Here is a 25,829-nt window from a genome sequence, read left to right on the forward strand (position 1 = left end):
CCCGACACGACTCTCAGCGAAAAGAGTGGCGATCCTGGCGTCCGGATGCGAAAATACAACTGGCGTGCCTGTGTCGCATCTTCCCCGCGCTCCACTCACCGTGGGCGGGTCGAACTTCCGCCGGGCCCCTGGACAGCGTCCGCCGCACCTTCTCCAGAGGAGCACCCATGTCCACGCCTGAGACCGCCGTCACCGGCACCGCGACCCGCAAGGCCCACCACCGCCGCTACCTGATGTGCCGGCCCGAGTACTTCACGGTCGACTACAAGATCAACCCGTGGATGGACCCGGCCGCGCCGACCGACACGGCCAAGGCCGTCGCGCAGTGGCAGAAGCTGTACGACCTGTACCGGGAGCTCGGTCACGAGGTCGAGCTCATCGAGCCGCTCGCCGGCTACCCCGACATGGTCTACACGGCCAACGGCGGCTTCACCATCGGCGGCAAGGCGTACGTCCCCGAGTTCTACTACGAGCAGCGTCAGGGCGAGGCCCCGGCGTTCGCCGAGTGGTTCCGCACGCACGGCTTCGACACCGTGCTGCCCCAGGAGGTCAACGAGGGCGAGGGCGACTTCCTGCTCGCCGGTGATGTGATCCTGGCCGGCACCGGCTTCCGCTCCGCGGGTGACAGCCACCGCGAGGTGCACGAGGTCTTCGACCGTGAGGTCGTGACGCTCACCCTGGTCGACCCGCGCTTCTACCACCTCGACACCGCACTGACCGTGCTCGACCCGGTGGTCGGCGAGGAGAACGGCGGCCCGGCGCACGCCAACGTCGCCTACCTGCCGAACGCCTTCGACGAGGCATCCCGCCGCATCCTCGAGGAGCGCTTCCCCGACGCGATCCTCGTCGCCGACGAGGACGGCGCCGTGTTCGGTCTCAACTCGGCATCCGACGGCTACAACGTCATCATCTCGCCGCGCGCCACCGGCTTCGAGAAGCAGCTGCGCGAGCGCGGCTACAACCCGATCATGGTCGACCTGTCCGAGCTGCTGCTCGGCGGCGGCGGCATCAAGTGCTGCACCCTGGAGCTGCGCGGAGCCTGACCCGGCTCCATCAGGCCCTATCGGCGCCGGCGGTCCTGACCGCCGGCGCCGAAGTGCGTGACCAGGGACGAGCATGTGACAGGTACACGTACCACTCCTGCGCGGCAACCGAATACGGCGAGGTTGAGACGCCGAGTCGGCCGCTGTCGTTGGCCCAACTATTCGCGGTTGGTCATCTCAACAATCTGTCTCCACGCGTCGCCAAGGGTTTCGGCATGGTCCTGCTTGCGCATGGCACGCTCGTAGCGTTTCATGAGTTCGCGGCTTTGATCCTCTGTGGCACCGACATCGGTGAGAAAGTTCGTGATCGAGATCGATGGGTGGAAGGTCAGCGGGCGCATCTCCTTTATTTCTGGTGGTGCGAACGGGTTCATGGCGACTTGTTCCGCCACCTCCGCTCGCCGGCCCAGCATGGCAAGAATCTCTTGAGCCACGGACCGGTTGTTGGCTAGCGACTGTAGGACTCGAAAATCGTCGTCGGTCGCAAGTATCTGCGCGATCTCCGGTTCGAGGTCCGCGGCACCTGCCAGCGTCCATCGTTCAGGAATGCTTCCTGAGAGTGCGATCTCCTTGCGCTTCGCCGATGGGGCGGGACTAGCTTGATTAGTTCTGGACAACTGCCCTTCGTTGCCGGTGGTCATTGAAGGAAGATGCAGCGCCACGCGCCGGGCGTTGGCTCACTGCAGGTGTCAGTCATGCCGGTGCGCCATTCGTAAGCGCCACTTTCGGGGTTGGCGGGATTGATGCCGGGCGTCTCGACGAACGTGCTCACGTTCGCAAAGAATTTGTAGCCCGTCAGAGAGAGGTGAGGGCTCATCCACAGAGTGGTAGTCGTGGACTGACCAGGACCTCCCACGTAACCCGTGGCCTTGAGCTTGATCATCTCGACGTTGCGGTAGACCTCACCCTGGACCATGTACGACCCGAGCTTGCTGCCCCAGACGGCGGTCTGGATCAGAATGCGAGACCCGCTGCCGCCGGGATCAACGGTGTATGTGAAGTCGATCCAGTCATTGACTTCACAGGTGCAGGCGCATCCACTGGTGCGGCTTCCGCGTGGGCGGGGGTCCCCAGGAGCATCGCCGAGGCGAACATCCCCACCAAGGCGAGGCTTCCCGCTGACCATCTCAGTCTCTTCTTCACATCGGTTCCAATCGATACGCGTGGCAGACGCGCATTTGGCGCGTTTTCAGTCTTCCCGAAGCGCGCCGCACGTGTCTGTCCCCCTTTTGGGCGACATCCGTAGGTCGCCATGTGCACAACGCAGAGGGGCGCGCTTTTCAGAACATGACTCCGCCTGCGCGGTCACAACCAAGGCGCGTGACGTGCTCAGCTGGCAACCATCAGAACCGGTGGACGTCGACTTGTGCGTTCGGGCGGCTCAGGCCGGTGAGTCGTCCGGGTCGAGGCTCTTCAGCGCATCGCGTTCGACCGCCGTGTCAGCATCCAACTGCGACTCGGTCGTCTCGTCGCCGCCGAGCGGCGCATCCTCCTCGTCGCCCGGTACTCCGTCGGGGGCGGTGTTGTGCGCCGGGTTCTCCTCCGGGATGCCGGTGTGCCCGCCCTCGTCAGAATCCCGAGCATCCGCCGTCCGTCGTGTCTCGTGCGGCGCGCCGCTGCCGGCGGGATCCTGCCCGGGCGTGTGCGGGTACTGTCCGACAGCCTGGTCCTGACTGCTCTGCCGTTCGTCCATGCCCACGACGGTAACCGGCGGCGCACGCCGCCGGGAGGGCATTGACAGGCGTCATTCCTTCAGGAACGGACCCGCGTCCTGCTGCTTCACGTCCGGGTCGTCGAGGCCGGCGAGCTCGTCCTCGCCCACCAGGCCGTCGATGTCGAGGGTGGAGGGGGAGGAGTCGCCGTGGCTCTCCAGGGAGAGCGCGCCGGGCGTGATGCGGATCGGCTCGGTCGGTGCCACGGGCAGCCCGAACCGGCGCTGCAGCCGACGCATCCAGCGGGGCTGAGCGCCCAGCACGCCGGTCGCGTCGTGCGACTCGACCTCGAGGCCGTAGTACTCGCCGATGCGGTCGATGAACTGCGCTCGTTCGGCCTTGGCGTAGGCGCGCCGTTCGCGGGTGAATGCGACCACGGTCGACCAGCAGATCAGCAGCATCACGATGCTGAACGGCAGGGCGATCGTGATGGCCGCCGTCTGCAGGGCGGTGAGCCCGCCCGACAGGAGCAGCGAGATCGCCAGCAGTGCGGTGATCACGACGAAGAAGGTGCGGATCCAGCGCTTCGGCTCGGGCTTGCCGCCGGTGGCGATCATGCCCATCACCAGGGCGCCGGAATCGGCCGAGGTGATGAAGAAGATCGCGAGCAGCAGGATGGCTCCGATACTCACCACGGCGGCGCCGGGCACGTTCTGCAGCATCGCGAACAGCGCTCCCTGCAGGTCGACCATTCCGTCGGGACCGGTGAGGGAGCCGGGCTTCGCGAGCTCCATCGCCAGGGCCGAGCCCCCCAGCACCGAGAACCACAGCACGCCGATCAGGGTGGGCACCAGGATCACCCCGATCACGAACTCGCGCACCGTGCGCCCCTTCGAGACGCGGGCGATGAAGATCCCCACGAACGGCGCCCACGAGATCCACCAGCCCCAGTAGAACGAGGTCCAGGAGGCCTGCCACTGCTCGCCGGCGGCGCCCTGGAAGGCGCTGACGTTGAAGGAGAGACCCACGAAGTTCTGGATGTAGTAGCCGAGGGACTGCACGAACTCGCGCAGCAGGAACTCCGTCGGCCCCGCCGCGAGCAGATAGATCACCAGCAGGCCCGCGAGCACGAGGTTCGCGTTCGACAGCCACTTCATGCCCTTGGTCACGCCGGACAGCACCGACATCAGCACGAACACGGAGATGACCAGGATGAGCACCACCTGGGTGGTCTCGTCGGGATTCGCGAAGCCGGCGGAGTGCAGGCCGGCGCTCATCTGCAGCACGCCGAGACCCAGCGACGTGGCGACGCCGAACAGCGTGCCGACCAGGGCGATCACGTCGATCGCGTGCCCCCAGCCGCCTTCGACGCGCTTGCCGAGCAGCGGTTCCAGGGTCCATCGGATCGACACCGGCCGGCGTCGCCGATGGATGGCGTAGGCGAGGGCGAGCCCGATCACCACGTAGATCGACCAGGCGTGCACACCCCAGTGCAGGTAGGTCTGGCCGAGTGCGGCCTGGGCCAGCTGCTCCGGCGTGCCGGTGACGCCGGGGCGGGGATTCGTGAAGTGCGAGAGCGGCTCGCTGACCCCGTAGAAGACCAGGCCGATGCCCATTCCCGCCGCGAACAGCAGTGAGAACCAGCTCATCAGCGAGAACTCGGGCTCCTCGTCGTCGCGGCCCAGTTTGATGTCACCGAACCTGCTGAAGCCGAGGAACAGGCAGAACGCCACGAAGAAGGCGGCGATCAGCACGTAGTACCAGTTGAAGGCGTTGACGATCGTCGTCTGGACGGTCTTGAACAGGGCCTCGGCGACGTGCGGTGCGAGCAGGGCGAACAGGGCGAATGCGACGACGATCACGGCGGCGGGCCAGAAGACCCATCTCAGCACCTGTGGCTCACGTCGCACCCCGCTCTGCGGCGCGTGGCCTGCGGTGGCGCTCGGATCCGACCCGTTCCTGTTCCCGCTCATGCCCTCCACGGTATACACACGCGCCGCCGCTCGACAGATCGACCGTGCTCAGTCCTGAAGTCGGCGCTCGGCGCGCAGCATCTCCCACTCGTCGACGAGTTGGGGCATCCGCTGGCCCATGAACCTGAAGAACTCGGCCATCTCCTCGGCGCGCAGGCGGGCCGCGTGATCCTCGGCGTGCGCTGCGCCGATGTCGTCGATGTACGCGGCCAGCCGGTCGTAGACGGGGGAGTTGTTCGACATCATCACGTACCAGGTGTCGTTGATGATCTCGTAGTGGGCCAGCCGCTGGTCGGGTCGGGAGACCTTGCGGATCATGTGCAGGGTCTGCAGGTAGCGCACGGCGCCCGAGACTGCGGCGGCGCTGACGCCCAGCCGGTCGCCGAGCTCGGCCGCCGTGTACCCCTCGGCGGGGGCGGCGATCAGCGCCATCATGACGCGCGCGGGCATCCGGGGGAAGCCGACCGCGGTGATCGCGGCGGCCGCGCTCTCGGCGGCATCCACTCCCGCGTGCGTCACGCCGTCCTCTCCCATGCGTTCATCCTTTCATCGAACGGCCTCGGCTCAGCTCACCTGCAGCGCAGCGGTCAGCTGGCAGGATGCAGCTCGCGCCGGCGCATGAGCGTGAGGGATGCCGCGGCCACGACCGCGACGATCAGCACCAGCCACCACGTGCCGCGCAGCTCCATCGTGCCGTCCGAGACGATGGGCGTCACGGCGAACGGTGAGAAGCGCGTCGTCCACTCCGGCAGGCCGAACAGCGGACCGAAGAGGCCGAACACCGTCGCCAGCATCACGAGCGCCCAGGCGATGGCGATCGTGCCGCGGGGGAGCAGCACGAACACCAGGGCGGTGAGCGCCGTGAACACGCAGGCGGCGAGGCCCTGGCCGAGCCCGACGACGGTCACGACCTTCGCCAGTGCCGGGGCATCCTCGTTCCCGGCGAGGCCGGCGAACGCCGCGAGCATGGTCGCAGCGACGATGATCGCGATCGCGAACGTCGCCACGAGCAGGTGGTCCAGCAGCCAGCGCACGCGGCCGACGGGCTGCGCCAGCACGATCTCGGCGGTGCCGTGGGCCTCCTCCTGCCGCGCGCGGGAGAGGATCTGCACGGCCGCGCAGGCGGCCAGGATGCCCATCATCGTGAAGAACACCGAGACCACCGTCTCCTGCAGGTCGCCGGCTTTGCCGATCTTGTCGAGGATCTGCTGCACCGCGGGGTTCTGGCCTGAGATCTGCCCGGCCAGCCCGGAGAGCTTCGTCGCGAGGATGCCCGTGAGTGCGCCGCCCACGGCCCAGCCGATGATCGCACCGTTGGTCAAGCGCCAGACCAGTGCATGCGGGCTGGACAGCGCGGGCCGGGCGAAGACTCGGCCCGGGCGGGCCGGGATGAAGCCCTCGCCGATGTCCCGCAGGGACTGCAGCGCGACGGACCCGACGGCGAGAACGAGGCCGAACCCGAGCCCGAACAGGGCGGGCCACGCGTCGTCCGTGTCGAAGGGGCGAGCCTGCTCGGCCCAACCGAACGGCGAGAGCCACACGAGCCAAGAACTGCTGATGCGGGTGAGATCGTCGCTCGGCGTGCCCGCGACGTTGCCGATCCCGTTGAGAAGGAAGGTTCCGACCAGGATCCACACCGTCAGGGAGTTCGCGCCGCGCGAGGTGCGCATGAGCTGCGCGGCGACGAGTCCGATGCCGAGGAACGCGATGCCCGTGGCCGCCGACACCGCACCCGTCAGCCAGGAACCGGTGACGGGCAGTTTCGAGCCGGCCAGGGCGAGAGCGACCAGCACGCCGAGGACGACGTTCGCGGCCACGCCGTGGACGATCGTGGCGACGGTCGGCAGCGCACGGCCCGCGGGGGTGGCCGCGAGCAGCTCGGTACGCCCCGCCTCCTCATCGCCGCGCGTGTGCCGGACGGCGAGGAACGTGCTCATGAGGGCTGCGAGCATGGTGAGCCAGGGGAGGATCTCGAAGGACAGGAACTGACCCTCGGATGCCCCGGACGGCAGCCCGCGGAACATCATGATCACCGGGTTCGCCATGACGGCGGCGAGCACCTCGACCCGGTCCTTGTGCGTGGCGTACGACTGCGTGACGCCGGCGAAGCCGGAGTACGCCATGAGGACCGTCGCGAGGATCCAGAGCAGCAGCTGCAGCCAGTCGCGGCGCAGGCGCTGACGGAGCAGCGCACGGAACATCAGCGCGTTCCCTTCGCGGCCGCGCGTCGCGAGGCGCGGGTGCCGCTCTCCGAGGCCGACGAGTCCTCCTCGGCGGCGCGCAGGGCGGCGAGGTCGTCGCCGTAGTGTCGCAGGAACAGCTCCTCGAGGGAGGGCGGCTCGATCCGCAGACCGGTGACGGCCCGCTGCGCGAGCACCGGGAGTACGGACGGGATCGCGTCGCTGTCCACGGTGAACCGCGCGCGGCCCTCCTCGACCGTGCCGTCGTGCGCCTCGGGGATGCCGATCAGTGCGTCGGCGGACGCGGCTTCGAACGACACCTCGGTGCGGGTCAGGTGGCGCAGCTCGGAGAGTGTGCCCGACTCGACGATCCTCCCCTCGCGGATGATCGAGACCCGATCGCAGAGCAGTTCCACCTCGGAGAGGATGTGGCTGGAGAGCAGCACGGTCGCTCCGGTGCGGCGCAGCCGCTGCACCTCGTCGCGGAAGACGACCTCCATCAGCGGGTCCAGGCCGCTGGTCGGCTCGTCGAGGATGTACAAGTCGGCGGGCACCGCGAAGACGGCGATCAGGGCGACCTTCTGCCGGTTGCCCTTCGAGTAGGCCCGTCCCTTCTTGCGCGGGTCGAACTGGAACGCGGTCATCAGGCGCTCGCGCTCGGCGCGGTACGCGGCATCCTTCGTCTTCGCTCCGCGCAGGCGGGCGAGGAAGTCGATGGCCTCGCCGCCGGACAGGTTCGGCCAGACGCTCACGTCGCCCGGCACGTACGCGACGCGGCGGTGGATCTGCACGGCGTCGCCCCAGGGCTCGAGTCCGAAGACGGATGCCTCGCCGCCGCTGCGGCGGGCCAGGCCCAGCAGGATGCGGATGGTGGTGGACTTTCCCGCGCCGTTCGGGCCGAGGAAGCCGTGCACCTGACCGGCTTCCACCTCGAGGTCCAGTCCGTCGAGGGCATGCACGCGCCCGTAGGTCTTGGTCAGACCGCGCGTGCTGATGATGGTGTTCATGAGAGGCGACGGTACACCCATTTCACGAATTCGTGAAGACAGTGAATCGCGATCCTCACGGAACCCTCACGGGTCACCCCACGCTGACGCTGATCGTGTGCCATCCGCTCGCGCCGTCCGGCGCGGGAGCCGCGATCGTGTCGGTCTGCACCGTGCCGTCGCCGGCGATTGCACGGCAGCGGATGCTGTGCTCGCCGGCCTTCGCGCGCCAGGGGAGCCGCCACTGCACCCAGGTGTCGTCGGAGATCGCGGTCGCGAGCTCGGCCGACTGCCAGTCGCGGTCGTCGACCTGCACCTCGACGCCGGAGACCCCGGTGCCCGGTTGCCAGGCGACGCCGGCGATCACGGAGTCTCCGGCAGGGATAGTGCGCCCCGCACGCGGCACGTCGATGCGGGACTCCAGCTTGATCGGGCCCTTCTCCGACCATCCGCGGTCGGTCCAGTACGCTCGCGCCCTGTCGAACCGCGTCACCTCGAGGTCGGTCACCCACTTCGTCGCGGACACGTACCCGTAGAGACCTGGCACGACCATCCGCACCGGAAAGCCGTGCTCGAGGGGGAGTGGCTGCCCGTTCATCCCGATCGCGAGCAGCGCGGCGCGGTCGTCCGTGAGCGCCTCGAGGGGCGTGCCCGCGGTGAAGCCGTCGACCGAGGTGGAGAGCACCATGTCGGCATCCGCGTCGGGAGCCGCGCGCTTCAGCAACTCACGGATCGGATAGCCCAGCCAGACCGCGTTGCCGATCAGATCCCCGCCGACCTCGTTCGACACGCATGACAGGGTCGCGACGCTCTCGACCAGGGGCAGGGCGAGCAGCTCGTCCCAGGTGAGGGTCACCTCCTGCGCGACCATCCCGTGGATGCGCAGCTTCCAGCTCGACGGGTCGACCGACGGCACCACGAGCGCCGTGTCGATGCGGTAGAAGTCCGCGTTCGGTGTGATCACCGGGGTGATCCCGGGGACATCGAGCGAGGCGGATGCCGGGATCGCGGGCGCCGGAGTCGCCGGCTTCGGCAGCTTGAGAGCTTCGCGCACGGTGGTGACGACCGTGGAGCCCGCCCGCCCCAGTCCGCCCACGACAGCCATGGCGACGCCGACGGCGGCCGTGCCGATCGTCCAGGTGAGGAACCGCCGGCGGGAGGTTCCCGTTTCGTCCGCAGGGCGGTCTGCGCGTCCGGAGGTGGACGCGCCGGTGATTCGGCCTGCCGACGTCGGATCGACCTGCGGACGGAGGGCGGGGACGGGGACGACGGAGGGGACGGAGACGACGGAGGGCAGGATGCCCAGCAGCATCCGCAGCGCGAAGGCCGCCACCGCGCCGGCGAGCACGGACGGCAGCCAGGCCAGCATCCCGGCATCCGTTCGGGTGAGCCCGAGGAGGCCGGCGCCGATGCCGAGCGCCGCGAAAGCGACGACACCGGAGTGCCGCCACCGCGCCTCGGCGAGTCCGGCGAGCCCTGCGACCACCAGCAGCACGACGGCGATGCCCACCAGCAGGGCTGCCTTGTCAGAGGTGCCGAACCAGGCGATCGCGGTGTCCTTCGCCCACGAAGGCGCGAGGTCGATCAGGGCGCCGCCGACCACGGCGAACGGGCTGGATGCCGGCGCGGCGAACGTGGCGACCAGTTCGCCCGCCCCCGCGCCGAGAACCACCGCGGCGATCCCCGCCGCGGCCGGGCGCCATCCTCGAGAGCCGCTCATGCTCTCAGGCTACGAGCGCGGACAGCAGCCGCGGCCGATTCTCACGGATTCGTAAGATCTCGCGCCCGCCCCGCGAACACCACGAGAGCCAGTGCCACTGCGAACGCGGCCAGCATCGTCGCACCGAGGGTCGTCGCGGTGACGCCGAGCAGCGACAGCAGAGGCGGCACGAGCGCACCCAGCAGCATCGAGATCGTGCCGAGCACGGCGGAGGCCGAACCCGCGCTGTGCCGGATGTGGCCCAGCGCGATCGCCGTCAGCGATGGGTTGTTCAGGCCCTGCGTGCTGACGGCGACGAACAGCGGCACCAGCAGCCACGGCAGCGCCGAGTCCAGCAGCCCGGCGAGCGTCAGGGCGAGTGCGCCGGCGACGCCGATGGACAGCGACCAGCGCACGATCCGCACGCCGTGCACGCGCCGCGCCAGCCGGCGGTTCAGGTTCGCCGCCACCGTGATGCCGACCGCGTTCGCCGCGAACACCAGCGCGAAGCCTCCCGCGCTCAGCCCGTACTGGGTCTGCAGCACGAACGGCGAAAGCTGCAGATACGTGAACAGCGCGATCGACGCGACGCCGAGCGTGAGCGCCGCGACCAGGAACGGCCCGTTCCGCAGCGCGGCGCCGATCCCGCGGAAGTCGTTCGTGAGGCCTCCGCTCGTGCGGTGCGCAGCATCCAGCGACTCCGGCACCGCGAACGCCGCAACCGCCAGCAGCAGGAGCCCGATCACCGCCAGCGCCACGAACACGCCCCGCCAGCTGGAGAACGACGCCACGACACCGCCGACCAGCGGGGCGAGCACCGGCGCCACGCCCATCACGGCGGCGAGCGTCGAGAACGCGGCCACCGCGTCGGCGCCGGAGAACAGGTCGTGCACCACCGCACGGGCGATGACCATCCCGGCCGCGCCGCACAGGCCCTGCACCACCCGGATGCCGATCAGCACCTCGATCGACGGCGCGAACGCGCACGCCACCGACGTCGCCGCGAAGCCTGCGATCGCCAGGATCAGCGGCATCCGCCGGCCGAACCGGTCGCTGATCGGGCCCCAGAGCAGCTGGCCGAGCGCGAGCCCGATCATGCAGGCGCTCATGGTCAGCTGGCTGAGCGATTCGGATGCCGAGAACTCAGCGCCCAGCTGGGGGAGCGAGGGCAGATACACGTCGAGGGAGATCGGGCCGAACGCGGTCAGCGCGCCGAGCGCGAGCATGAGCGAGCGCGGATGCCGGGTCACGCTCACTCCGCGTTCTTGCGCGGCAACTGGATCGGCGTGGTCGCGGCGGCCTTCTCGTCGTACATGTGCGGGTCCATCGCCTGCACCACCGACAGCGGCCGCGTCTCATCGAGCGTGAGCAGGAACCGGGTGCGCCCGGCGCGGTGCAGCCGTCCCGACCAGAGCATCCACGACAGGCCGATCGCGCAGGCCAGAAGACCCGCAACACCGCCGACGTTGATCGCCATCCGCGGCCCGAACGTGTCGGCCACCCAGCCGGCGATCGGCGCGCCGATCGGAGTGGAGCCCATCACGACCGCCATGTACAGCGCCAGCACGCGGCCGCGCAGCGCGGCATCCGTCGTCGTCTGCACGTACCCGTTGGCGGTGGTGAGCATCGTGACCGTCGAGAAGCCCACGAAGACCAGCACGGCGCCGTACATCCAGTACACGGGCATGGTCGCCGACACCAGCGAGGCCGCACCGAACCCCGCGGCCGACAGCACGATCACCCGCACCCGGGCACGGTCGCGGCGCGCCGCCAGCAGCGCGCCCGCGAGCGAGCCGATCGCCAGCACGGAGCTGAGCACGCCGTAGCCCGCTGCGCCCTCTCCGAACTCCAGCGCCATGGTCGACGCGAAGATCGGGAAGTTCATGCCGAAGGCTCCGAGCAGGAAGACCATCACGAACACGACCTTCAGGTCGGGCCGGCTGAGCACGTACCGCACTCCGGCTGCCAGACCGCCGCCCTTCCTGCTGCTCTTCACACGCGGCACGAGCTCGCTCTTGCGAATCAGGAGCAGGGCGATCAGCATCGCCAGGAATGTCACGGCGTTGGCGATGAACACCCAGCCGGAGCCGAGCGCCACGATCGCGACTCCGCCCACCGCCGGGCCGATCAGACGGGCCATGTTGAACGACGCCGAGTTCAGGGCGACCGCGTTCGAGGTGTCCTCGACGCTGACCATGTCGGACACGAACGCCTGACGGGCCGGGGCGTCGAACGCGTTGGTCACGCCGAAGGCCGCCGCGAAGCACAGCATCAGCGGCAGGGTGAGGATGCCGGTGAGCAGCAGCGCGCCCACGCCGATCGCCAGCACCATCAGGGTCGTCTGCGTCGCCAGCAGGATCCTCCGCCGGTCGAACCGGTCGGCGACCCAGCCGGTGAGCCCGACCAGCACCAGCGGAGGACCGAACTGCAGCGCCATCGTCGCGCCCATGGCCGCGGCGTCGTTGTGGGTCAGTTCGGTGAGCACCACCCAGTCCTGGGCGGTCGACTGCATCCAGCCGCCGATGTTCGAGACGATCGCACCGAGGAACCAGGTGCGGTAGTTGAACGACCGGAAGGAGCGGAACATCGAGCTCATGACTCGGCCACCTTCCGCAGCACGGGGGCGGCCGCGCGCAGCACGGCGAGCTCGTCCGCGTCGAGGTCGAGCTCGGCGATCATGTCGGCCAGGACCTCGTCGCGGCGGCGGACGGTCGCGGCGACGACCTTCTCGCCCTCGTCGGTGATCTCGACGTAGACCCGGCGGCGGTCGTCCTCATCGGGAACGCGCCGGACCAGCCCGAGATCCTCCAGCCCGTTGACCGTCGCGCTCATGGTGGGCGCGGTGACCCGCTCGTGATCGGCGAGGCCGGAGAGCGTGCGTCGTCCGTGCGCGCGGAGGGCACCGAGGGCGGCGAGCTGGGCGTCGCTCATCGCGTCGACGGCGCGGACGCAGCGCAGGCGCCTGGTCAGACGGAAGAGGGCGAATCGGAGCTCGGATGCGGTGGCGGCGAAGTCCTCGGTCATTACTTAGATAGCCTAACTAAGTTTGTGGCGGCGGGGAAGCGTGAAAATAATGTTCACCATCTTGGGAATCAGGCCTCCGGGTGCGAAAATGCTTCTCGTGCCCCTCGCGTTCGAACTCGCCGTCCAGAACCCCGCCGGGGCGCGCATCGCCCGCGAGGCAGGAGCCGCACGCATCGAGCTCGCGCAGGCACTCGCGCTGGGCGGGCTGACCCCGTCGCGGGGGACTCTGCGCAGCGTGCTCGCCGCCGTGGGAGACGACGGGCCCGAGGTGCACGTGCTCATCCGCCCGCGCGCCGGCGGATTCCAGTACAGCGCGGACGCCATCGACGTGATCGTGCACGACGTGCGCGACGTGCTCGCCGCCGGCGCCCACGGCGTGGTGGTCGGATGCCAGGACGAGACCGGCGCGCTGGACCGTAAGGCGCTCGCGCGCATCGTGGACGCCGCAGGCGGAGCATCCGTCACGCTGCACCGCGTGATCGACGTGACTCCCGACCCGATCGCCGCCCTGCGGACAGCCCGCGAGCTCGGGATGCGCCGCGTGCTCAGCTCCGGCGGCGCCTCGCAGGCGATCGACGGGATCGACACCCTGCGGGCGCTGGTCGCCGAGGCCGCAGGCGGGATCGAGGTCATGGCGGGCAGCGGCATCGACGTGGACACCGTCGCCGCGATCGCCGCGACCGGCGTCGACGCCGTGCATTTCTCGGCCAAGCGGACGGTGCACGTCGACGGGGGTGTGCGGATGGGATCCGCCAGTGACGGCGTCGGCGGCTACGAGGTCACCGACCGCGAGACGGCGCTCGCCATCGTCGCCGCCCTGCGCGCCGCCGAGACCTCCGCGGCCTGACATCGCGACACCGCGCGACCGCGCGCGACACGCGGCATGGGAGAGGCTACTCCGCCTGCTCCGGCGAGGCCAGCCCCTGCCCGGATGCGATGACTCCTGAGAGGGTTACCGCACCTGGAAGGAGAGTGCCATGACCGTCAACGAGCACGAGCTGATCGCCCTCGGCGACAGCGACAAGACCCTCGCGAAGGAAGACGACATCCGCGGCCGCGACGTCAAGGACGTCGGAGGCGAGGACCTCGGGAAGGTCGACGACCTCCTCGTCGACACCGCTGAGGAGAAGGTGCGCTTCCTCGTCGTCGGATCGGGCGGATTCCTGGGGCTGGGCGAGCAGAAGTCCTACATCCCGGTGGACGCCGTGACCGACGTCACCGAGCGCGAGGTGCGCATCGACCAGAGCCGGGAGAAGCTGCGCTCCGCCCCCGCCTACGATCCTGAGCTGATCAACGACGTCGCGTACAACGAGGACGTGTTCGGCTATTACGGCCTCGCGCCGTTCTGGTCGGCCGGCTACGTCTATCCGATGTACCCGTTCCACCGCTGAGCGCTCGCCGCCTCGGAGTCGCTCGGCGAAACGAGCGGATGCCGGCCGGCCGGCATCCGTAGACTCGGGGCATGTCTTCTGAGAGCAGCGTCGCCAAGAGAACAGCGGAGTTCACCGACGCCCACGGCATCGCGATCGTCTACGACGTGTACGAGGCGCAGGGCGAGGCGAGAGGAGTCGTGCAGCTGCTGCACGGGGTCGGCGAGCACGCGGGCCGGTACCAGGCGCTCATCGCGGAGCTCACGGCCGCCGGCTTCCACGTGTACGCCGACGATCACCGCGGGCACGGGCGCACCGGCATCCGGCAGTGGAACGGCCCCGCAAGGCTCGGCCACCTCGGCAAGGGCGGCATGCGGGCGACCGTCGCCGCATGCTGGCAGCTCACGCAGATCATCCAGAGCGAGCGCCCCGGACTCCCGATCGTGCTGCTCGGGCACTCCTGGGGATCGTTCCTCTCGCAGATGCTGTTCAACCAGCATCCGGAGGCCTACTCGGCCGTGATCCTCTCCGGCTCCGCGTACCGCACTCCGACCGACATGAACCCGCTGCCACTGAACAAGCAGTGGGACGGGCCGGACGCCGACGGCCTGGAGTGGCTCTCGCGCGACTCCGCCGTGTGGCAGGCCTTCCACGACGACCCCCTCACCGTCGAGACCCCGCTGCTGAAGCTCTTCGGTCCGATCGAGGCCGCGCGCATGTACGGCAGGCCGAAGAAGGACCTCGGGAGGGACGTGCCGGTGCTGCTGCTCGTCGGCCGCGACGACCCGGTCGGCGGGCCGCACAGCGTGCACAAGCTCGCCGATGCCTACCGGAACCGCGCGGGCCTGAGCGATGTCACCACGCTCGTCTACGCCGACGCCCGGCACGAGATCTTCAACGAGCTGCAGCAGGATCAGGTGCGCGCCGACGTGCTCGCCTGGCTCGACAAGCACGTCCCCGCCGCGAGCACGAGGTGACCGAGGTCCTGCGCTGGCTGCTGGACGCCTTCAACGCGCAGATCCCCGTCGGATCGTCGACGCTCCTGGTGCGCGAGGTGGTCGGGAACGTCTTCGGACTGGCATCCGCTCTCGGCGCGATGCGCCGCCGGCTGTGGGCCTGGCCGGTGGGGATCATCGGCAACGCCCTGCTGCTGACGGTCTTCCTGGGCAGCGTGTTCGGCACCGACCACACCGCGAACCTGTTCGGCCAGGCCGGCCGGCAGGTGATGTTCATCGCCGTCTCCATCTACGGCTGGATGCGCTGGAAGCAGGCTCGTGACGGCGAGGGCCATGCGGTCGTGCCGCGCTGGGCCTCGGGGCGCACCCGGGTGCTGCTGATCGGTGCACTGCTCGTCGGCACGGCGGGCCTGACCCCGATCTTCCGGATGCTGGGCTCGTACGAGCCGGTGTGGAGCGACGCCTGGACCTTCGTCGGATCGCTGCTGGCGACCTGGGCGATGGCCAAGGGGTGGGTCGAGTTCTGGCTGATCTGGGTGGCGGTGGATGCCGTGGGCGTGCCGCTGCTGTTCTCGGCCGGTTACTACGCGACGGCGTTCATGTACCTGTTCTACGGCGGGTTCACCATCGTCGGCTTCTTCGTGTGGATGCGCGCCTCGCGCGGCGACAAGCCCCGCATCGACACCGGCCTGCCCGACCCGACCGTCCGCGCCTGAGAGCGCGCCGTTAAGCTGGAGCGGTGCATGGTGAGTACAAGGTTCCCGGTGGCAAGCTCGTCGTCGTCGACCTCGAGGTCGAAGACGGTCTGATCCGCGACTTCCGCCTGGCGGGAGACTTCTTCCTCGAGCCAGACACGGCGCTGGAGGCGATCAACGCCGCCGTCGAGGGGATGCCCGTCGAGGCCGACGTCTCGACGATCGCCGCGGCGGTGCGCGGTGCGCTGCCCGACGGGGCGCAGCTGCTGGGCTTCACCCCCGAAGCGGTCGGCACCGTCGTGCGCCGTGCCCTGGTGACCGCGCCCGGCTGGCGCGACTTCGACTGGGAGATCGTGCACGAGACGGCCGTCTCCCCGCGGATGAACCTGGCGCTCGACGAGGTGCTGACCTCGCGCGTGGGCGAGGGGCGCCGTCGTCCCACGCTGCGCATCTGGGAGTGGGACGAGTCGGCCGTGGTGATCGGCTCGTTCCAGTCGTACCGCAACGAGGTCGACCCGGAGGGCGCCGCCCGGCATGGCTTCGATGTCGTGCGCCGCATCTCCGGCGGTGGCGCGATGATGATGGCCGCGGGCCAGATCATCACCTACTCGCTGTACGTGCCGGCATCCCTCGTGCAGGGCATGACCTTCGCCGACTCCTACGCGTTCCTCGACGACTGGGTGCTGCAGGCGCTGCGCTCGGTGGGCATCGACGCGACCTACCAGCCCCTCAACGACATCGCCTCGCCCACCGGCAAGATCGGCGGCGCCGCGCAGAAACGCCTCGCCAACGGCGGCGTGCTGCACCACGCGACCATCTCGTACGACATCGACGGCCAGACCATGACCGAGGTGCTGCGCATCGGCCGCGAGAAGCTCAGCGACAAGGGCACCACCTCCGCCGCCAAGCGCGTGGACCCGCTGCGCACCCAGACCGGCATGGAGCGCAGCGAGATCATCGAGCGCTTCAAGGAGACGTTCCGGGCGCTGACCGGTGCCGAGGACGGGCACATCACCCCCGACGAGTACGCCGACGCCGAGGCGCTGGTCGAGTCGAAGTTCGCCACCGACGCGTGGCTGCACCGTGTTCCGTGAACGCAGCGCGCAGTGAGCGCTGACGCCGAGCGCCTCGTGCGGGAAAGTGCGCCTGCTGCGGATCAATCCGCGGATTCCGTCCGCGCGAAGCGCACATCTCCGCGCGAAGCGCCCGCCGCTCCCGGCGCCGTCGAGATCATCGAGGGCGACAATCTCGAGGCGGCCGGCACCCTGGCATCCGGATCCTTCTCCCTCGTCTACCTGGACCCGCCGTTCAACACCGGCCGTGCGCAGGAGCGGCAGGTCGTGACCGCCCGCCGGGCGGACACGACTCCGGAGGATGCAGGCGAAACCGGCGCGGATGCCGCGGAATCACCCGATTCGGCCATGGATCTCCGGAGTTCTGGCGGGCGTGCGGGCGAGAAGGAGATCAGACACGGATTCCACGGCCTGGCGTACGAACGGGTGCGCGGCATGCTGCGCGCCTACGACGACCGCTTCGACGACTACGGCGAGTTCCTCATGCCGCGGCTGGAGGAGGCCTGGCGGCTGCTCGCCGACGACGGCACGCTGTACCTGCACCTGGACTACCGCGAGGCGCACTACGCCAAGGTCATGCTGGATGCGGTGTTCGGCCGCGACGCGTTCCTGAACGAGCTGATCTGGGCCTACGACTACGGTGCGAAGTCCCGGCGGCGCTGGCCCACCAAGCACGACACGATCCTGGTCTACGTCAAGACGCCCGGCGGGCATTTCTTCGACTCGGATGCCGTGGACCGCGAACCGTACATGGCTCCGGGCCTGGTCACGCCGGAGAAGGCCGCCCGCGGCAAGCTGCCCACCGACGTCTGGTGGCACACGATCGTGCCGACCACGGGACGCGAGAAGACCGGATATCCGACGCAGAAGCCCGAGGGCGTGCTGCGCCGCATCGTGCAGGCGTCGTCACGGCCGGGCGACCGGGTGCTCGACCTGTTCGCCGGATCGGGGACGACCGGCGCCGTGGCATCCGCCCTGGGTCGCGACGCCGTGCTCGTCGACCACAATCCCGAGGCGGTGCGCGTCATGCGCGAGCGGATGCCGCACGCGACGGTCCGCGCGCTCTGAGCGCCCCGACTCAGCCCACCTGCACGAAGATCGGGTTCGCGTAGAACCAGGTGTCCTTCCACGGGTCGCCCTCGCCGTCCCCGTGCCGCAGCGGGCCCGCGGGATCGACCGAGGCGCCGTGATAGCCGATGCCGTTCCGGTTGCCGTCGCTGCCGCGGAAGCGCACGTAGAACGGGCGGTCGACCTTCTCGAACACATGCGTGAGCGTGAAGGTGCCGCGGCGTCCGGTGGTGTCGAACTGCCGCACGACCCGGGTCTCCGGGGCGCGCACGGCATCCGCATCCGTCGCAGGCCCCGTGACCGGGCCGGCGATCAGGTCGACATGCGCGAGCTCCGGGCGGATGCCGGCGGCGTTGGCGTACTCGGTGGTCGAGACGGTGATCGTCACGACGACGTCCTGGCCGCGGCGCGCCGTGAGGGTGTCGCCGAGGGTGACCGAGCGCCCCGCCGCGTTGCCCCAGCCGCCGCCCGCGCCGTTCCCGCGGCCGTGGCCCTTGCCGGGCATGGTGGCGTGCGCCTGCACGTCCAGGCCCGAGAGCAGGTGGCCGTGGTCCACCCACATGCGCCCGCGGCGCATCGCGTCGAGCACGCCCGCGTAGGTGCGGGCGGTGACGCCGGTGTGCAGCCGGGAGAACTGCCCAGGCCAGAAGTCGCTGCCGCCCTGCGGCACCCCGGTGTCGACGGGGTCGGGACGCTTGCCGAGCACGGCCCAGCGGTCGAACTCGTTCGGCAGGCTCGCGTAGGGCTCGCCCGCGGGGTAGTCGCCGATCCGCCAGGTGTCCTTGACCGTCAGGTGGTTGTCGGAGTTGGAGGTGATCCAGAACGGACGGCCCTCGGCGAGCAGGGCGTCCCAGAGCCCGCCGACCGTGGCCGTCGCCCAGTCGAACCCGCCGTACGGCCGGTACGCGTCGGCGGGGTACCCGGGCCAGCTGTCCGGACGCGGGGCGTTGACGTACTCGCCGCGCTGGTCACCCGGACCGGAGTACTGGCTGATCGCCGAGCCCTGGGCGCCAGGAGCCCCCTCCATGCCGATCATGATGTGCGGGTCGGCGTCGCGCCAGGCGCGGATCTCGTGCGGCGAGTCGATGCCCAGGCGCATCGGGTGGTTGGCCAGCGCCACCGCATCCGCGATGAGCCCCGCCCGCTTCTGGGCCCCGAGCCAGGCGATCGCCTCGGCGGCCCTGCGCTGGAACTCGGCCGCCTGCGCGGCATTCGCGGGACGCTCCCAGCCATTGAGCTTGCCGTCCCAGGCCAGCTCGAACGCACGCAGCACGCGGGCGTCGTCGGTGCCCGGTGCGACGAGCACCGACGCGTGCTCGGCGCCGGGGATGTACCACTCCAGCCCCTGGAAGATCAGCATCCGTCGCGCGTCGCGCTCGCGCTGGATCTGCTCGCGCGCGGTCGGCAGCCCGCGCTCCGCGTGGGCGAAGTTGCTGTGCTCGGTGAACGCGAGCCAGTCGACGCCGTAGCGCTGCGCGGCGTCGAGCTGCTGCGCCATCCGGTACTTCGCGTCATGGCTGAACTGCGTGTGCACGTGATGATCGCCGACCAGCCAGGTCAGCGGGGGAGCGGTCTGCGGGCGGCCTGCGGCGACCGCGGCCGAGGCGGTCGTGGCCTCGCCCACCACCGCCGAAAGCCCTCCCGCGGCGAGGGCGACGCCCGCGGCGCGGAGCATGCCGCGGCGGGAGAATCCGAGCCGGGTCAGCTCGGCGTCGGCGTCGATCGGACGGGAGACGGGCGCGTCGTGGTCGCACATGAGGGTTCCTTCGGGGTCGGGACCCTCGGGACCCTAGGCACCGCGGATGGACGACGAGGAAACATCGGATGTCCGGCCCGTGACCGCGCGCCGGTTCAGGGCGCCACGCGGTGGTGAGCGGTGAAGGCCTCGCGCAGCGCGGCGCGCACCAGCGCGACGGACTCGTCGGCACGCGAGGAGCTGCGCACGGCGGTGAACACCTCGCGCACGGGGGAGCCGGGCAGGTCGGCGACGGTGAGCGGACTGGGCTCGTCGCCCCAGATCAGGTCGGGCAGCATGCCGACGGCGTGACCGGAGGCCACCAGTCGCACGTGCGCGGTCAGGTCGGCCGCCTCGTAGCGGATGTCGGGCTCGAACCCGGCCGCCCGGCACTGCTGCACCGCCCACTGCCGGGCGGCCGTGCCCTCGGGCTCCATCACCCAGGCGCGGTCGCGGAGTTCGTGCAGGGACGCCGGATGCTCGGCGGGGGGCAGCACGATCCGGATCGGGTCCTCGCCCAGAAGGTCGTGCACCACGCCGTCGCGCAGCTCACGGGTGTGCCCCGGGTACTGCTCGGCGATCACCAGGTCGAACCTCCGCGCCCACAGTTCGAACAGGCTCTCCTCCGGCGGCAGCTCGGCGAGCTCCACGCGCAGGCCCGGCGCGCGCTCGGCGAGGACGGTGAGCGCCGCGGGCACGATCGTCTCCGCCGCGGTCGGCATCGCCGACAGGCGCACCGTCTCCCAGCCGGCGTGCGCGGCCAGCGCCGCTCGCGCCGCCTCGTCGAGCTCCAGGGCTCGCGCGGCGTGCTCGGCCAGCATCCGTCCCTGCGGCGTCAGCCGAACCCGTCGGCCGTCCGGCTCCAGCAGGGCCACGCCGGCCTCGCGCTCCAGTAGCGACAGCTGCTGCGACACCGTCGAGGGCGAGTAGGAGAGCGAGGCGGCGACCTCGGCGATCGTGCCGCGCAGCGCCAGTTCGTGCAGCAGCCGCAGGCGCCTCAGCTCGAACATCCGCTTCCCTCCGATTCATCGATGACAGCGAACATTATCCTTCATCAATCATCGCTTTTCATAGACGTTCGGACGCGGCATCCTGGGAGCATGAGCACCCCTGTGTCCGCTTCCGAAGCATCCGTCAACGACCTCGCCGAACTGGCCGACGACGCCGTCGCCCTCGTCAAGAAGTGGCTGGTCGACAGCCGTGAGGTCCCGGTGGATGCCGCCGGCCAGCGCCTCGCCGGCGTGCTGCGCGACCCCAACGGCCTGGACTTCACCGTCGGCTTCGTCGACGGCGTCGTGCGCCCCGAGGACCTGAAGGTCGCCGCCGCCAAGCTCAAGGAGCTCGTGCCGCTGACCCCCGCCTTCCTCCCCGGCATCATGAAGGGGGCGATCGGCCTGGGCGGCGCCACCGCCACGATGCTCCCCGGCATCGTCGTCCCCTCGGCGCGCGCCGTGCTGCGCCAGATGGTGCGCCACCTGATCGTCGACGCCCGCGACGAGAAGCTGGGCGCCGCGATCAAGCACATCCGCGAGACCCAGGGCGTCAAGCTCAACGTCAACCTGCTCGGCGAGGCAATCCTCGGCAAGGACGAGGCCGTCCGCCGCCTGGAGGGCACCCGCCGCCTGCTGCTCCGCGACGACGTGGACTACGTCTCGATCAAGGTCTCCTCCACTGTCGCCCCGCACAGCCCGTGGGCGTTCGACGAGGCCGTCGCGCACGCCATCAAGGCGCTGCACCCGCTCTACGAGATCGCAGCCAAGCCCGCCCGCGGCCCCAAGAAGTTCATCAACCTCGACATGGAGGAGTACAAGGACCTCGACCTCACGATCGCGGTCTTCACCGGCATCCTCGACCGCCCCGAGTTCAAGGATCTCGAGGCCGGCATCGTGCTGCAGGCCTACCTGCCCGACGCCCTCTCCGCCATGATCCGCCTGCAGGAGTGGGCGGCGAAGCGCGTGGCCGACGGCGGCGCCCCCATCAAGGTGCGCGTCGTGAAGGGCGCCAACCTCCCGATGGAGACCGTCGACGCCGAGTCGCACGGCTGGGAGCTGGCCACCTGGTCGACCAAGCAGGAGTCCGACTCCTCGTACAAGGCCGTGCTCGACTACGCCCTGCGCCCCGAGCACATCGGCAACGTGCGCATCGGCGTCGCCGGCCACAACCTCTTCGACATCGCGATGGCCTGGCTGCTCGCCTCCAAGCGCGGCGTCACCGAGGGCATCGAGTTCGAGATGCTGCTCGGCATGGCATCCGCTCAGGCCGCCGTCGTCAAGCGCACCGTCGGCTCGCTTCTGCTCTACACGCCGGTCGTGCACCCCGACGAGTTCGACGTCGCGATCGCCTACCTCATCCGCCGTCTGGAGGAGGGCGCGAGCCACGAGAACTTCATGTCGGCCGTGTTCGACCTCGACGCCGACCCGAAGCTGTTCGAGCGCGAGAAGGAGCGCTTCCTGGCATCCGTCGCCGGCATGCCGACCGACGTTCCCGGCCCGAACCGCACCCAGAACCGTCAGCTGCCCGCCGCTCCGGCACCGCGCGACGGCTTCGTGAACACCCCCGACACCGACCCGTCGCTGGCGGCCAACCGCGAGTGGGCGGACGCGATCCGCGCCCGCATGGTCGAGTCGAAGCTCGGGAACGACACCGTCGCCGCGAACACCCTCACCACGGCCGAGCAGGTCTCCGAGCGCATCGCGACCGCCGTCGCCGCGGGCGAGGCCTGGCGCGCGCTCGGCGCCGCCGGTCGTGCCGAGATCCTGCACCGCGCGGGCGACGTGCTCGAGGCGCGCCGCGCCGAGCTGCTCGAGGTCATGGGCTCCGAGGCCGGCAAGGTCATCGAGCAGGGCGACCCCGAGGTCTCCGAGGCCATCGACTTCGCGCACTACTACGCCGAGAGCGCCAGGGCGCTCGCCGACGTCGACGGCGCCGAGATGCACCCGGTCGGCCTGACCGTGGTCACCCCGCCGTGGAACTTCCCGGTCGCGATCCCCGCCGGCTCCACCCTCTCGGCGCTGGCCACCGGTTCGCCGGTGATCATCAAGCCCGCCCGTCAGGCCCGCCGCTCCGGCGCCGTCATGATCGAGGCGCTGTGGGAGGCCGGCGTGCCGCGCGACGTGCTGCAGTACGTGCAGCTCGACGGCCGCGAGCTGGGCACCCAGCTGGTCAGCGACCCGGCCGTGGGCCGCGTGATCCTGACCGGCGGCTACGAGACGGCCGAGCTGTTCCGCGGCTTCCGCCAGGACCTGCCGCTTCTCGCCGAGACCAGCGGCAAGAACGCCATCATCGTCACCCCCTCGGCCGACCTGGACCTGGCCGCCAAGGACGTCGCCTACTCGGCGTTCGGTCACGCCGGCCAGAAGTGCTCGGCCGCCTCGCTCGTCGTGCTGGTCGGCTCCGCCGCCAAGTCCGAGCGCTTCCGCCGCCAGCTGGTCGACGCCGTGCGCGCCTACGAGGTGGGCACGCCCGAGGACGGCTCCAACCGCATCGGCCCGCTGATCGGTCCCGCCGAGGGCAAGCTGCTCGGCGCCCTCACCGAGCTGCACCCCGGCCAGTCCTGGATGCTCGAGCCGAAGAAGCTCGACGACGCGGGCCAGCTGTGGACCCCCGGCATCCGCGACGGCGTGCAGCGCGGCAGCGAGTTCCACCGCGTCGAGTACTTCGGCCCGGTGCTCGGCGTCATGACCGCCGAGACGCTGACCGAGGCCATCGACATCGTCAACGACATCGACTACGGCCTCACCAGCGGCATCCACTCGCTCGACGAGGACGAGATCCAGCAGTGGCTGGCGAACATCCAGGCCGGCAACGTGTACGTCAACCGCGGCACCACCGGCGCCATCGTGCAGCGCCAGCCGTTCGGCGGCTGGAAGAAGGCCGCCGTCGGCGCCGGCTCCAAGGCCGGTGGCCCGAACTACCTGGTCGGCCTGTCGGAGTGGACGGATGCCCCGGTCAAGACCACCCGCCCGCTGGACGAGCTGGGCCTCTCGGCCGCTGCGCTCGTGGAGGGCGACGACGCCGCGTGGCTGCGCGGTGCGCTCGCCACCGACATCGACGTGTGGGGTTCCGAGTTCGGCATCGTCCGCGACGCGACGGGCCTGGTCACCGAGCAGAACGCGCTGCGCTACCAGGCGCTGCCGGTCACGGTCCGCTACGAGGGAACGCGTCTGGCCGAGCTGGTGCGCGTGGTCGCCGCAGGCCTGCGGGCCCGCTCGCGCGTCACCGTGAGCGCAGCATCCGCTCTGCCTGCTGCCGTCGTCACCTGGCTGGGTGCGCACGACGTGACCGTCGTGACCGAGGATGCGGATGCCTGGGGCGCGCACGCGCGTCGCCTGTCCGGTGCCGGCGGTCGCGTCCGCGTGATCGGGACCACCGCCGCAGCGACCGCCGCGGCCGTGAACGGCTCGCCGAGCCTGGCGATCTACGCGAACCCGGTCGTCGCCGCCGGCCGCGTGGAGCTGCTGACCTTCCTGCGCGAGCAGGCCGTGTCGGTCACCGCGCACCGCTTCGGCACGCCGCACCGCTACGAGATCCCGCTGCTCGAGCCGGTGCGCTGAGCCGCGACATACCCGTCGCCCTGTCGCAGGCCCCTGGTGCTCTGGGTCCTGCGACAGGGCGTCGTCGTATCCGCGCGGCGGAGCAGCCGCCCTGTGGCGCCCCGGGCCTCGGGCGGAGCGGCTAGACCAGGGGCAGCGCGTCGTCGTAGGCGCTGCGCGAGAGCGCGGGCTGGTCGCCGAAGATCCGCGTGATGCCCGGCTCGGTGCGCCAGGCAGGCCAACCGGGATCACCCGAGGTCACGAATGCGACGGCCGCCGAATGCATCTCGGATGCCAGCGACTGCGGCGGGTGCGCGCCCGTCATCCTGGCGACGTGCTCCTCGCGGAGGCAGTCGAACCAGAACGGCACGTCGAGGCAGTGGTGCGACCAGCCGTTCACCGGGGAGCTCCACGCGAAACGGTAGACCCAGGTGCCGGCATCGCGCCGCGTCTCCGCGACCCGCACGACCAGCGAGCGGAAGATGCGATCGGTGACGAAGCGTCCCAGTGCGGGCCCCGCGCCGCGACGCGCACGGTTGGACCGCCGCCACCGGCGGCGCAGCGCGCCGGCCTTCTCCACGACGCGCAGCGCGAGCGGGACGGGCACCCATCTGAGGGCCCGCGGCGCGTTGTCGAAGATCATGGTGAACTCGTCGTCCGTGGCCCCCAGCAGCAGCGGCTTGCCTGCCCCGTTCCCCGCGGCGAACGAGTCGACCGTCGGACGGGTGATGAGGTCGCCGTCGATCACCGGTCCCCAGGGGAGGCCGTCGGTGAGCGTGGCGGTGGTGGCCGCCAGCCCCTTCTTGCCGAGCAGGGATGCCTCGAACTGGCGCCGGGTGAGCGCGCGCTCCTTCACGCCGCGGAAGCCCTCCAGGGTCGGTTCGCATCCGACCATCGAGGCGAGCAGCTCGCTGCGCGCCCGGGCGCGCTCGCGGGGCAGGTCGCCGAGTGCTCCGCTGATCGAGATCCCGGCGTGGAACAGGTGCTGTGCGGCAGGCATCCCGAACAGCGTGAGCACGGCTCCGCCGCCGGCGGACTGGCCCGCGATCGTCACACGGCCCGGGTCGCCGCCGAAGGAGGCGATGTTGCGCTGCACCCACTCGAGCGCCGCCATCCAGTCGCGCACACCGCGGTTGTCGGGGACGCCGTCGATCACGCCGAACCCGTCGAAGCCCAGCCGGTACGAGATGGTCACCAGCACGACGCCGTCGCGGGTGAACGACGCGCCGTCGTACCACGGGCTCGCGGAGGAGCCCGCCGAGTAGCCGCCGCCGTGGATCCAGACCAGCACGGGTGCGCTGCCGTCGAGGGCAGGCGTGAACACGTTCAGGTTCAGCGTCGCCGTGCCGGGAACGCTCGGCTCGGGGATGATCGCATTGTCCTCCGGGCGGCGCTGCGGCGTCGGCCCGTAGGCGGTCGCATCGAGCGGCTCGGTCCAGGGCGTCACCGGCTGCGGCGGCTGGAAGCGTCGCTTTCCCGTCGGCGGAGCGGCGTAGGGGATGCCCAGGAACGCGAGTGATCCGTCGGCGCGGCCGACTCCTCGGACGGGCCCCTCAGCGGTGTGCGCGATCTCGTCCACGAGATTCACGCTACCGCGTGCGTGTCCCCGTGCGATCCGCGCGGATGCTTTTCGCTGGTGCAACGGCGATGGACCGGACGCCTTCCATCCGAACCGGGGAAGCCGCAGACGCGACTCCCGCCGACACCCCCGGGTAGCGTCGAGACCCCCAGGTACGGACGGGCGGGTTCCAACGGTCGTCGCAACACCCCGAGTTTGGGAGGTTGCGGCGACCGTGTCGTTTTCGGAGGAGAGGGTGCAGCTGCGGGCTGAGTTCGTGGTGTT

The 25,829-nt window shown here is 70.4% G+C and carries 22 protein-coding genes; 8 read left to right on the forward strand and 14 right to left on the reverse strand.

Going from position 1 to position 25,829, the window contains the following annotated elements; all coding sequences use genetic code 11:
• Window positions 1-167: 167 nt before the first annotated feature.
• On the forward strand, window positions 168-1,043 hold the full coding sequence (gene ddaH / locus ACTJJ4_RS17145; protein ID WP_440944435.1) for a dimethylargininase: 876 nt from the start codon (window positions 168-170) through the stop codon (window positions 1,041-1,043).
• Between the two features lie 158 nt (window positions 1,044-1,201).
• Here the strand turns inward: ddaH and ACTJJ4_RS17150 are convergent, their stop codons facing one another.
• From ACTJJ4_RS17150 to ACTJJ4_RS17200, 11 genes are all read right to left on the reverse strand, one after another.
• Window positions 1,202-1,684, reverse strand: a complete 483-nt coding sequence (locus ACTJJ4_RS17150) for a hypothetical protein (RefSeq protein WP_440944436.1) — start codon at window positions 1,682-1,684, stop codon at window positions 1,202-1,204.
• Window positions 1,681-2,169, reverse strand: coding sequence for a hypothetical protein (locus ACTJJ4_RS17155; protein WP_440944437.1), 489 nt, complete (start codon window positions 2,167-2,169; stop codon window positions 1,681-1,683). The genes ACTJJ4_RS17150 and ACTJJ4_RS17155 overlap by 4 nt, the downstream gene beginning before the upstream one ends.
• Window positions 2,170-2,424: 255 nt before the next feature.
• Window positions 2,425-2,736 (reverse strand): hypothetical protein, encoded by a 312-nt coding sequence (locus ACTJJ4_RS17160; protein ID WP_440944438.1) that lies wholly within the window; start codon window positions 2,734-2,736, stop codon window positions 2,425-2,427.
• 51 nt (window positions 2,737-2,787) lie between these two features.
• Entirely contained in the window at window positions 2,788-4,668 is a 1,881-nt protein-coding gene (locus tag ACTJJ4_RS17165; RefSeq protein ID WP_440944439.1) for a BCCT family transporter, read from the reverse strand.
• A gap of 48 nt (window positions 4,669-4,716) precedes the next feature.
• Window positions 4,717-5,202 carry a GbsR/MarR family transcriptional regulator gene (locus tag ACTJJ4_RS17170; RefSeq protein ID WP_440944440.1) on the reverse strand — a complete coding sequence of 162 codons (486 nt, stop codon included), beginning with the start codon at window positions 5,200-5,202 and terminating at the stop codon, window positions 4,717-4,719.
• A 53-nt stretch (window positions 5,203-5,255) separates the two neighbouring features.
• Entirely contained in the window at window positions 5,256-6,869 is a 1,614-nt protein-coding gene (locus ACTJJ4_RS17175; protein ID WP_440944441.1) for an ABC transporter permease, read from the reverse strand.
• Window positions 6,869-7,855, reverse strand: a complete 987-nt coding sequence (locus ACTJJ4_RS17180) for an ABC transporter ATP-binding protein (protein WP_440944442.1) — start codon at window positions 7,853-7,855, stop codon at window positions 6,869-6,871. Before ACTJJ4_RS17180 ends, ACTJJ4_RS17175 begins: the two co-directional genes overlap by 1 nt.
• Before the next feature lie 73 nt (window positions 7,856-7,928).
• Window positions 7,929-9,554 (reverse strand): molybdopterin-dependent oxidoreductase, encoded by a 1,626-nt coding sequence (locus ACTJJ4_RS17185; protein WP_440944443.1) that lies wholly within the window; start codon window positions 9,552-9,554, stop codon window positions 7,929-7,931.
• Between the two features lie 41 nt (window positions 9,555-9,595).
• A complete protein-coding gene (locus tag ACTJJ4_RS17190; RefSeq protein ID WP_440944444.1) occupies window positions 9,596-10,783 on the reverse strand; it encodes a multidrug effflux MFS transporter in 1,188 nt (395 codons plus the stop codon).
• A 2-nt stretch (window positions 10,784-10,785) separates the two neighbouring features.
• On the reverse strand, window positions 10,786-12,120 hold the full coding sequence (locus tag ACTJJ4_RS17195; protein ID WP_440944458.1) for an MFS transporter: 1,335 nt from the start codon (window positions 12,118-12,120) through the stop codon (window positions 10,786-10,788).
• A gap of 5 nt (window positions 12,121-12,125) precedes the next feature.
• Window positions 12,126-12,557 (reverse strand): MarR family winged helix-turn-helix transcriptional regulator, encoded by a 432-nt coding sequence (locus tag ACTJJ4_RS17200; protein ID WP_440944445.1) that lies wholly within the window; start codon window positions 12,555-12,557, stop codon window positions 12,126-12,128.
• A gap of 88 nt (window positions 12,558-12,645) precedes the next feature.
• On the opposite strand from ACTJJ4_RS17200, the gene ACTJJ4_RS17205 reads away from it, so the two are divergent.
• The 6 genes from ACTJJ4_RS17205 to ACTJJ4_RS17230 all read left to right on the forward strand — a co-directional run bounded on the left by ACTJJ4_RS17205 (window position 12,646) and on the right by ACTJJ4_RS17230 (window position 17,719).
• A complete protein-coding gene (locus ACTJJ4_RS17205) occupies window positions 12,646-13,404 on the forward strand; it encodes a copper homeostasis protein CutC (RefSeq protein WP_440944446.1) in 759 nt (252 codons plus the stop codon).
• Between the two features lie 130 nt (window positions 13,405-13,534).
• A complete protein-coding gene (locus tag ACTJJ4_RS17210) occupies window positions 13,535-13,948 on the forward strand; it encodes a PRC-barrel domain-containing protein (RefSeq protein WP_440944447.1) in 414 nt (137 codons plus the stop codon).
• 71 nt (window positions 13,949-14,019) lie between these two features.
• Entirely contained in the window at window positions 14,020-14,904 is an 885-nt protein-coding gene (locus ACTJJ4_RS17215; protein WP_440944448.1) for an alpha/beta hydrolase, read from the forward strand.
• On the forward strand, window positions 14,901-15,599 hold the full coding sequence (pnuC, locus tag ACTJJ4_RS17220; RefSeq protein WP_440944449.1) for a nicotinamide riboside transporter PnuC: 699 nt from the start codon (window positions 14,901-14,903) through the stop codon (window positions 15,597-15,599). Before ACTJJ4_RS17215 ends, pnuC begins: the two co-directional genes overlap by 4 nt.
• A gap of 23 nt (window positions 15,600-15,622) precedes the next feature.
• Window positions 15,623-16,672, forward strand: a complete 1,050-nt coding sequence (locus ACTJJ4_RS17225) for a lipoyl protein ligase domain-containing protein (protein WP_440944450.1) — start codon at window positions 15,623-15,625, stop codon at window positions 16,670-16,672.
• 12 nt (window positions 16,673-16,684) lie between these two features.
• A complete protein-coding gene (locus ACTJJ4_RS17230; RefSeq protein WP_440944451.1) occupies window positions 16,685-17,719 on the forward strand; it encodes a DNA-methyltransferase in 1,035 nt (344 codons plus the stop codon).
• 10 nt (window positions 17,720-17,729) lie between these two features.
• On the opposite strand, the gene ACTJJ4_RS17235 is transcribed toward ACTJJ4_RS17230, so the two are convergent.
• Window positions 17,730-19,475, reverse strand: a complete 1,746-nt coding sequence (locus ACTJJ4_RS17235; protein ID WP_440944452.1) for a PHP domain-containing protein — start codon at window positions 19,473-19,475, stop codon at window positions 17,730-17,732.
• Between the two features lie 95 nt (window positions 19,476-19,570).
• Complete coding sequence (locus tag ACTJJ4_RS17240) at window positions 19,571-20,464, reverse strand: LysR family transcriptional regulator (protein WP_440944453.1); 894 nt, start codon at window positions 20,462-20,464, stop codon at window positions 19,571-19,573.
• Window positions 20,465-20,554: 90 nt separating this feature from the next.
• On the opposite strand from ACTJJ4_RS17240, the gene ACTJJ4_RS17245 reads away from it, so the two are divergent.
• Window positions 20,555-24,007, forward strand: coding sequence for a bifunctional proline dehydrogenase/L-glutamate gamma-semialdehyde dehydrogenase (locus ACTJJ4_RS17245; RefSeq protein WP_440944454.1), 3,453 nt, complete (start codon window positions 20,555-20,557; stop codon window positions 24,005-24,007).
• 121 nt (window positions 24,008-24,128) lie between these two features.
• Here the strand turns inward: ACTJJ4_RS17245 and ACTJJ4_RS17250 are convergent, their stop codons facing one another.
• Window positions 24,129-25,565, reverse strand: a complete 1,437-nt coding sequence (locus tag ACTJJ4_RS17250; protein ID WP_440944455.1) for a carboxylesterase/lipase family protein — start codon at window positions 25,563-25,565, stop codon at window positions 24,129-24,131.
• Between the last annotated feature and the right edge of the window lie 264 nt (window positions 25,566-25,829).

Source organism: Microbacterium sp. 22195 (assembly GCF_052056515.1).
Lineage (GTDB): Bacteria > Actinomycetota > Actinomycetes > Actinomycetales > Microbacteriaceae > Microbacterium.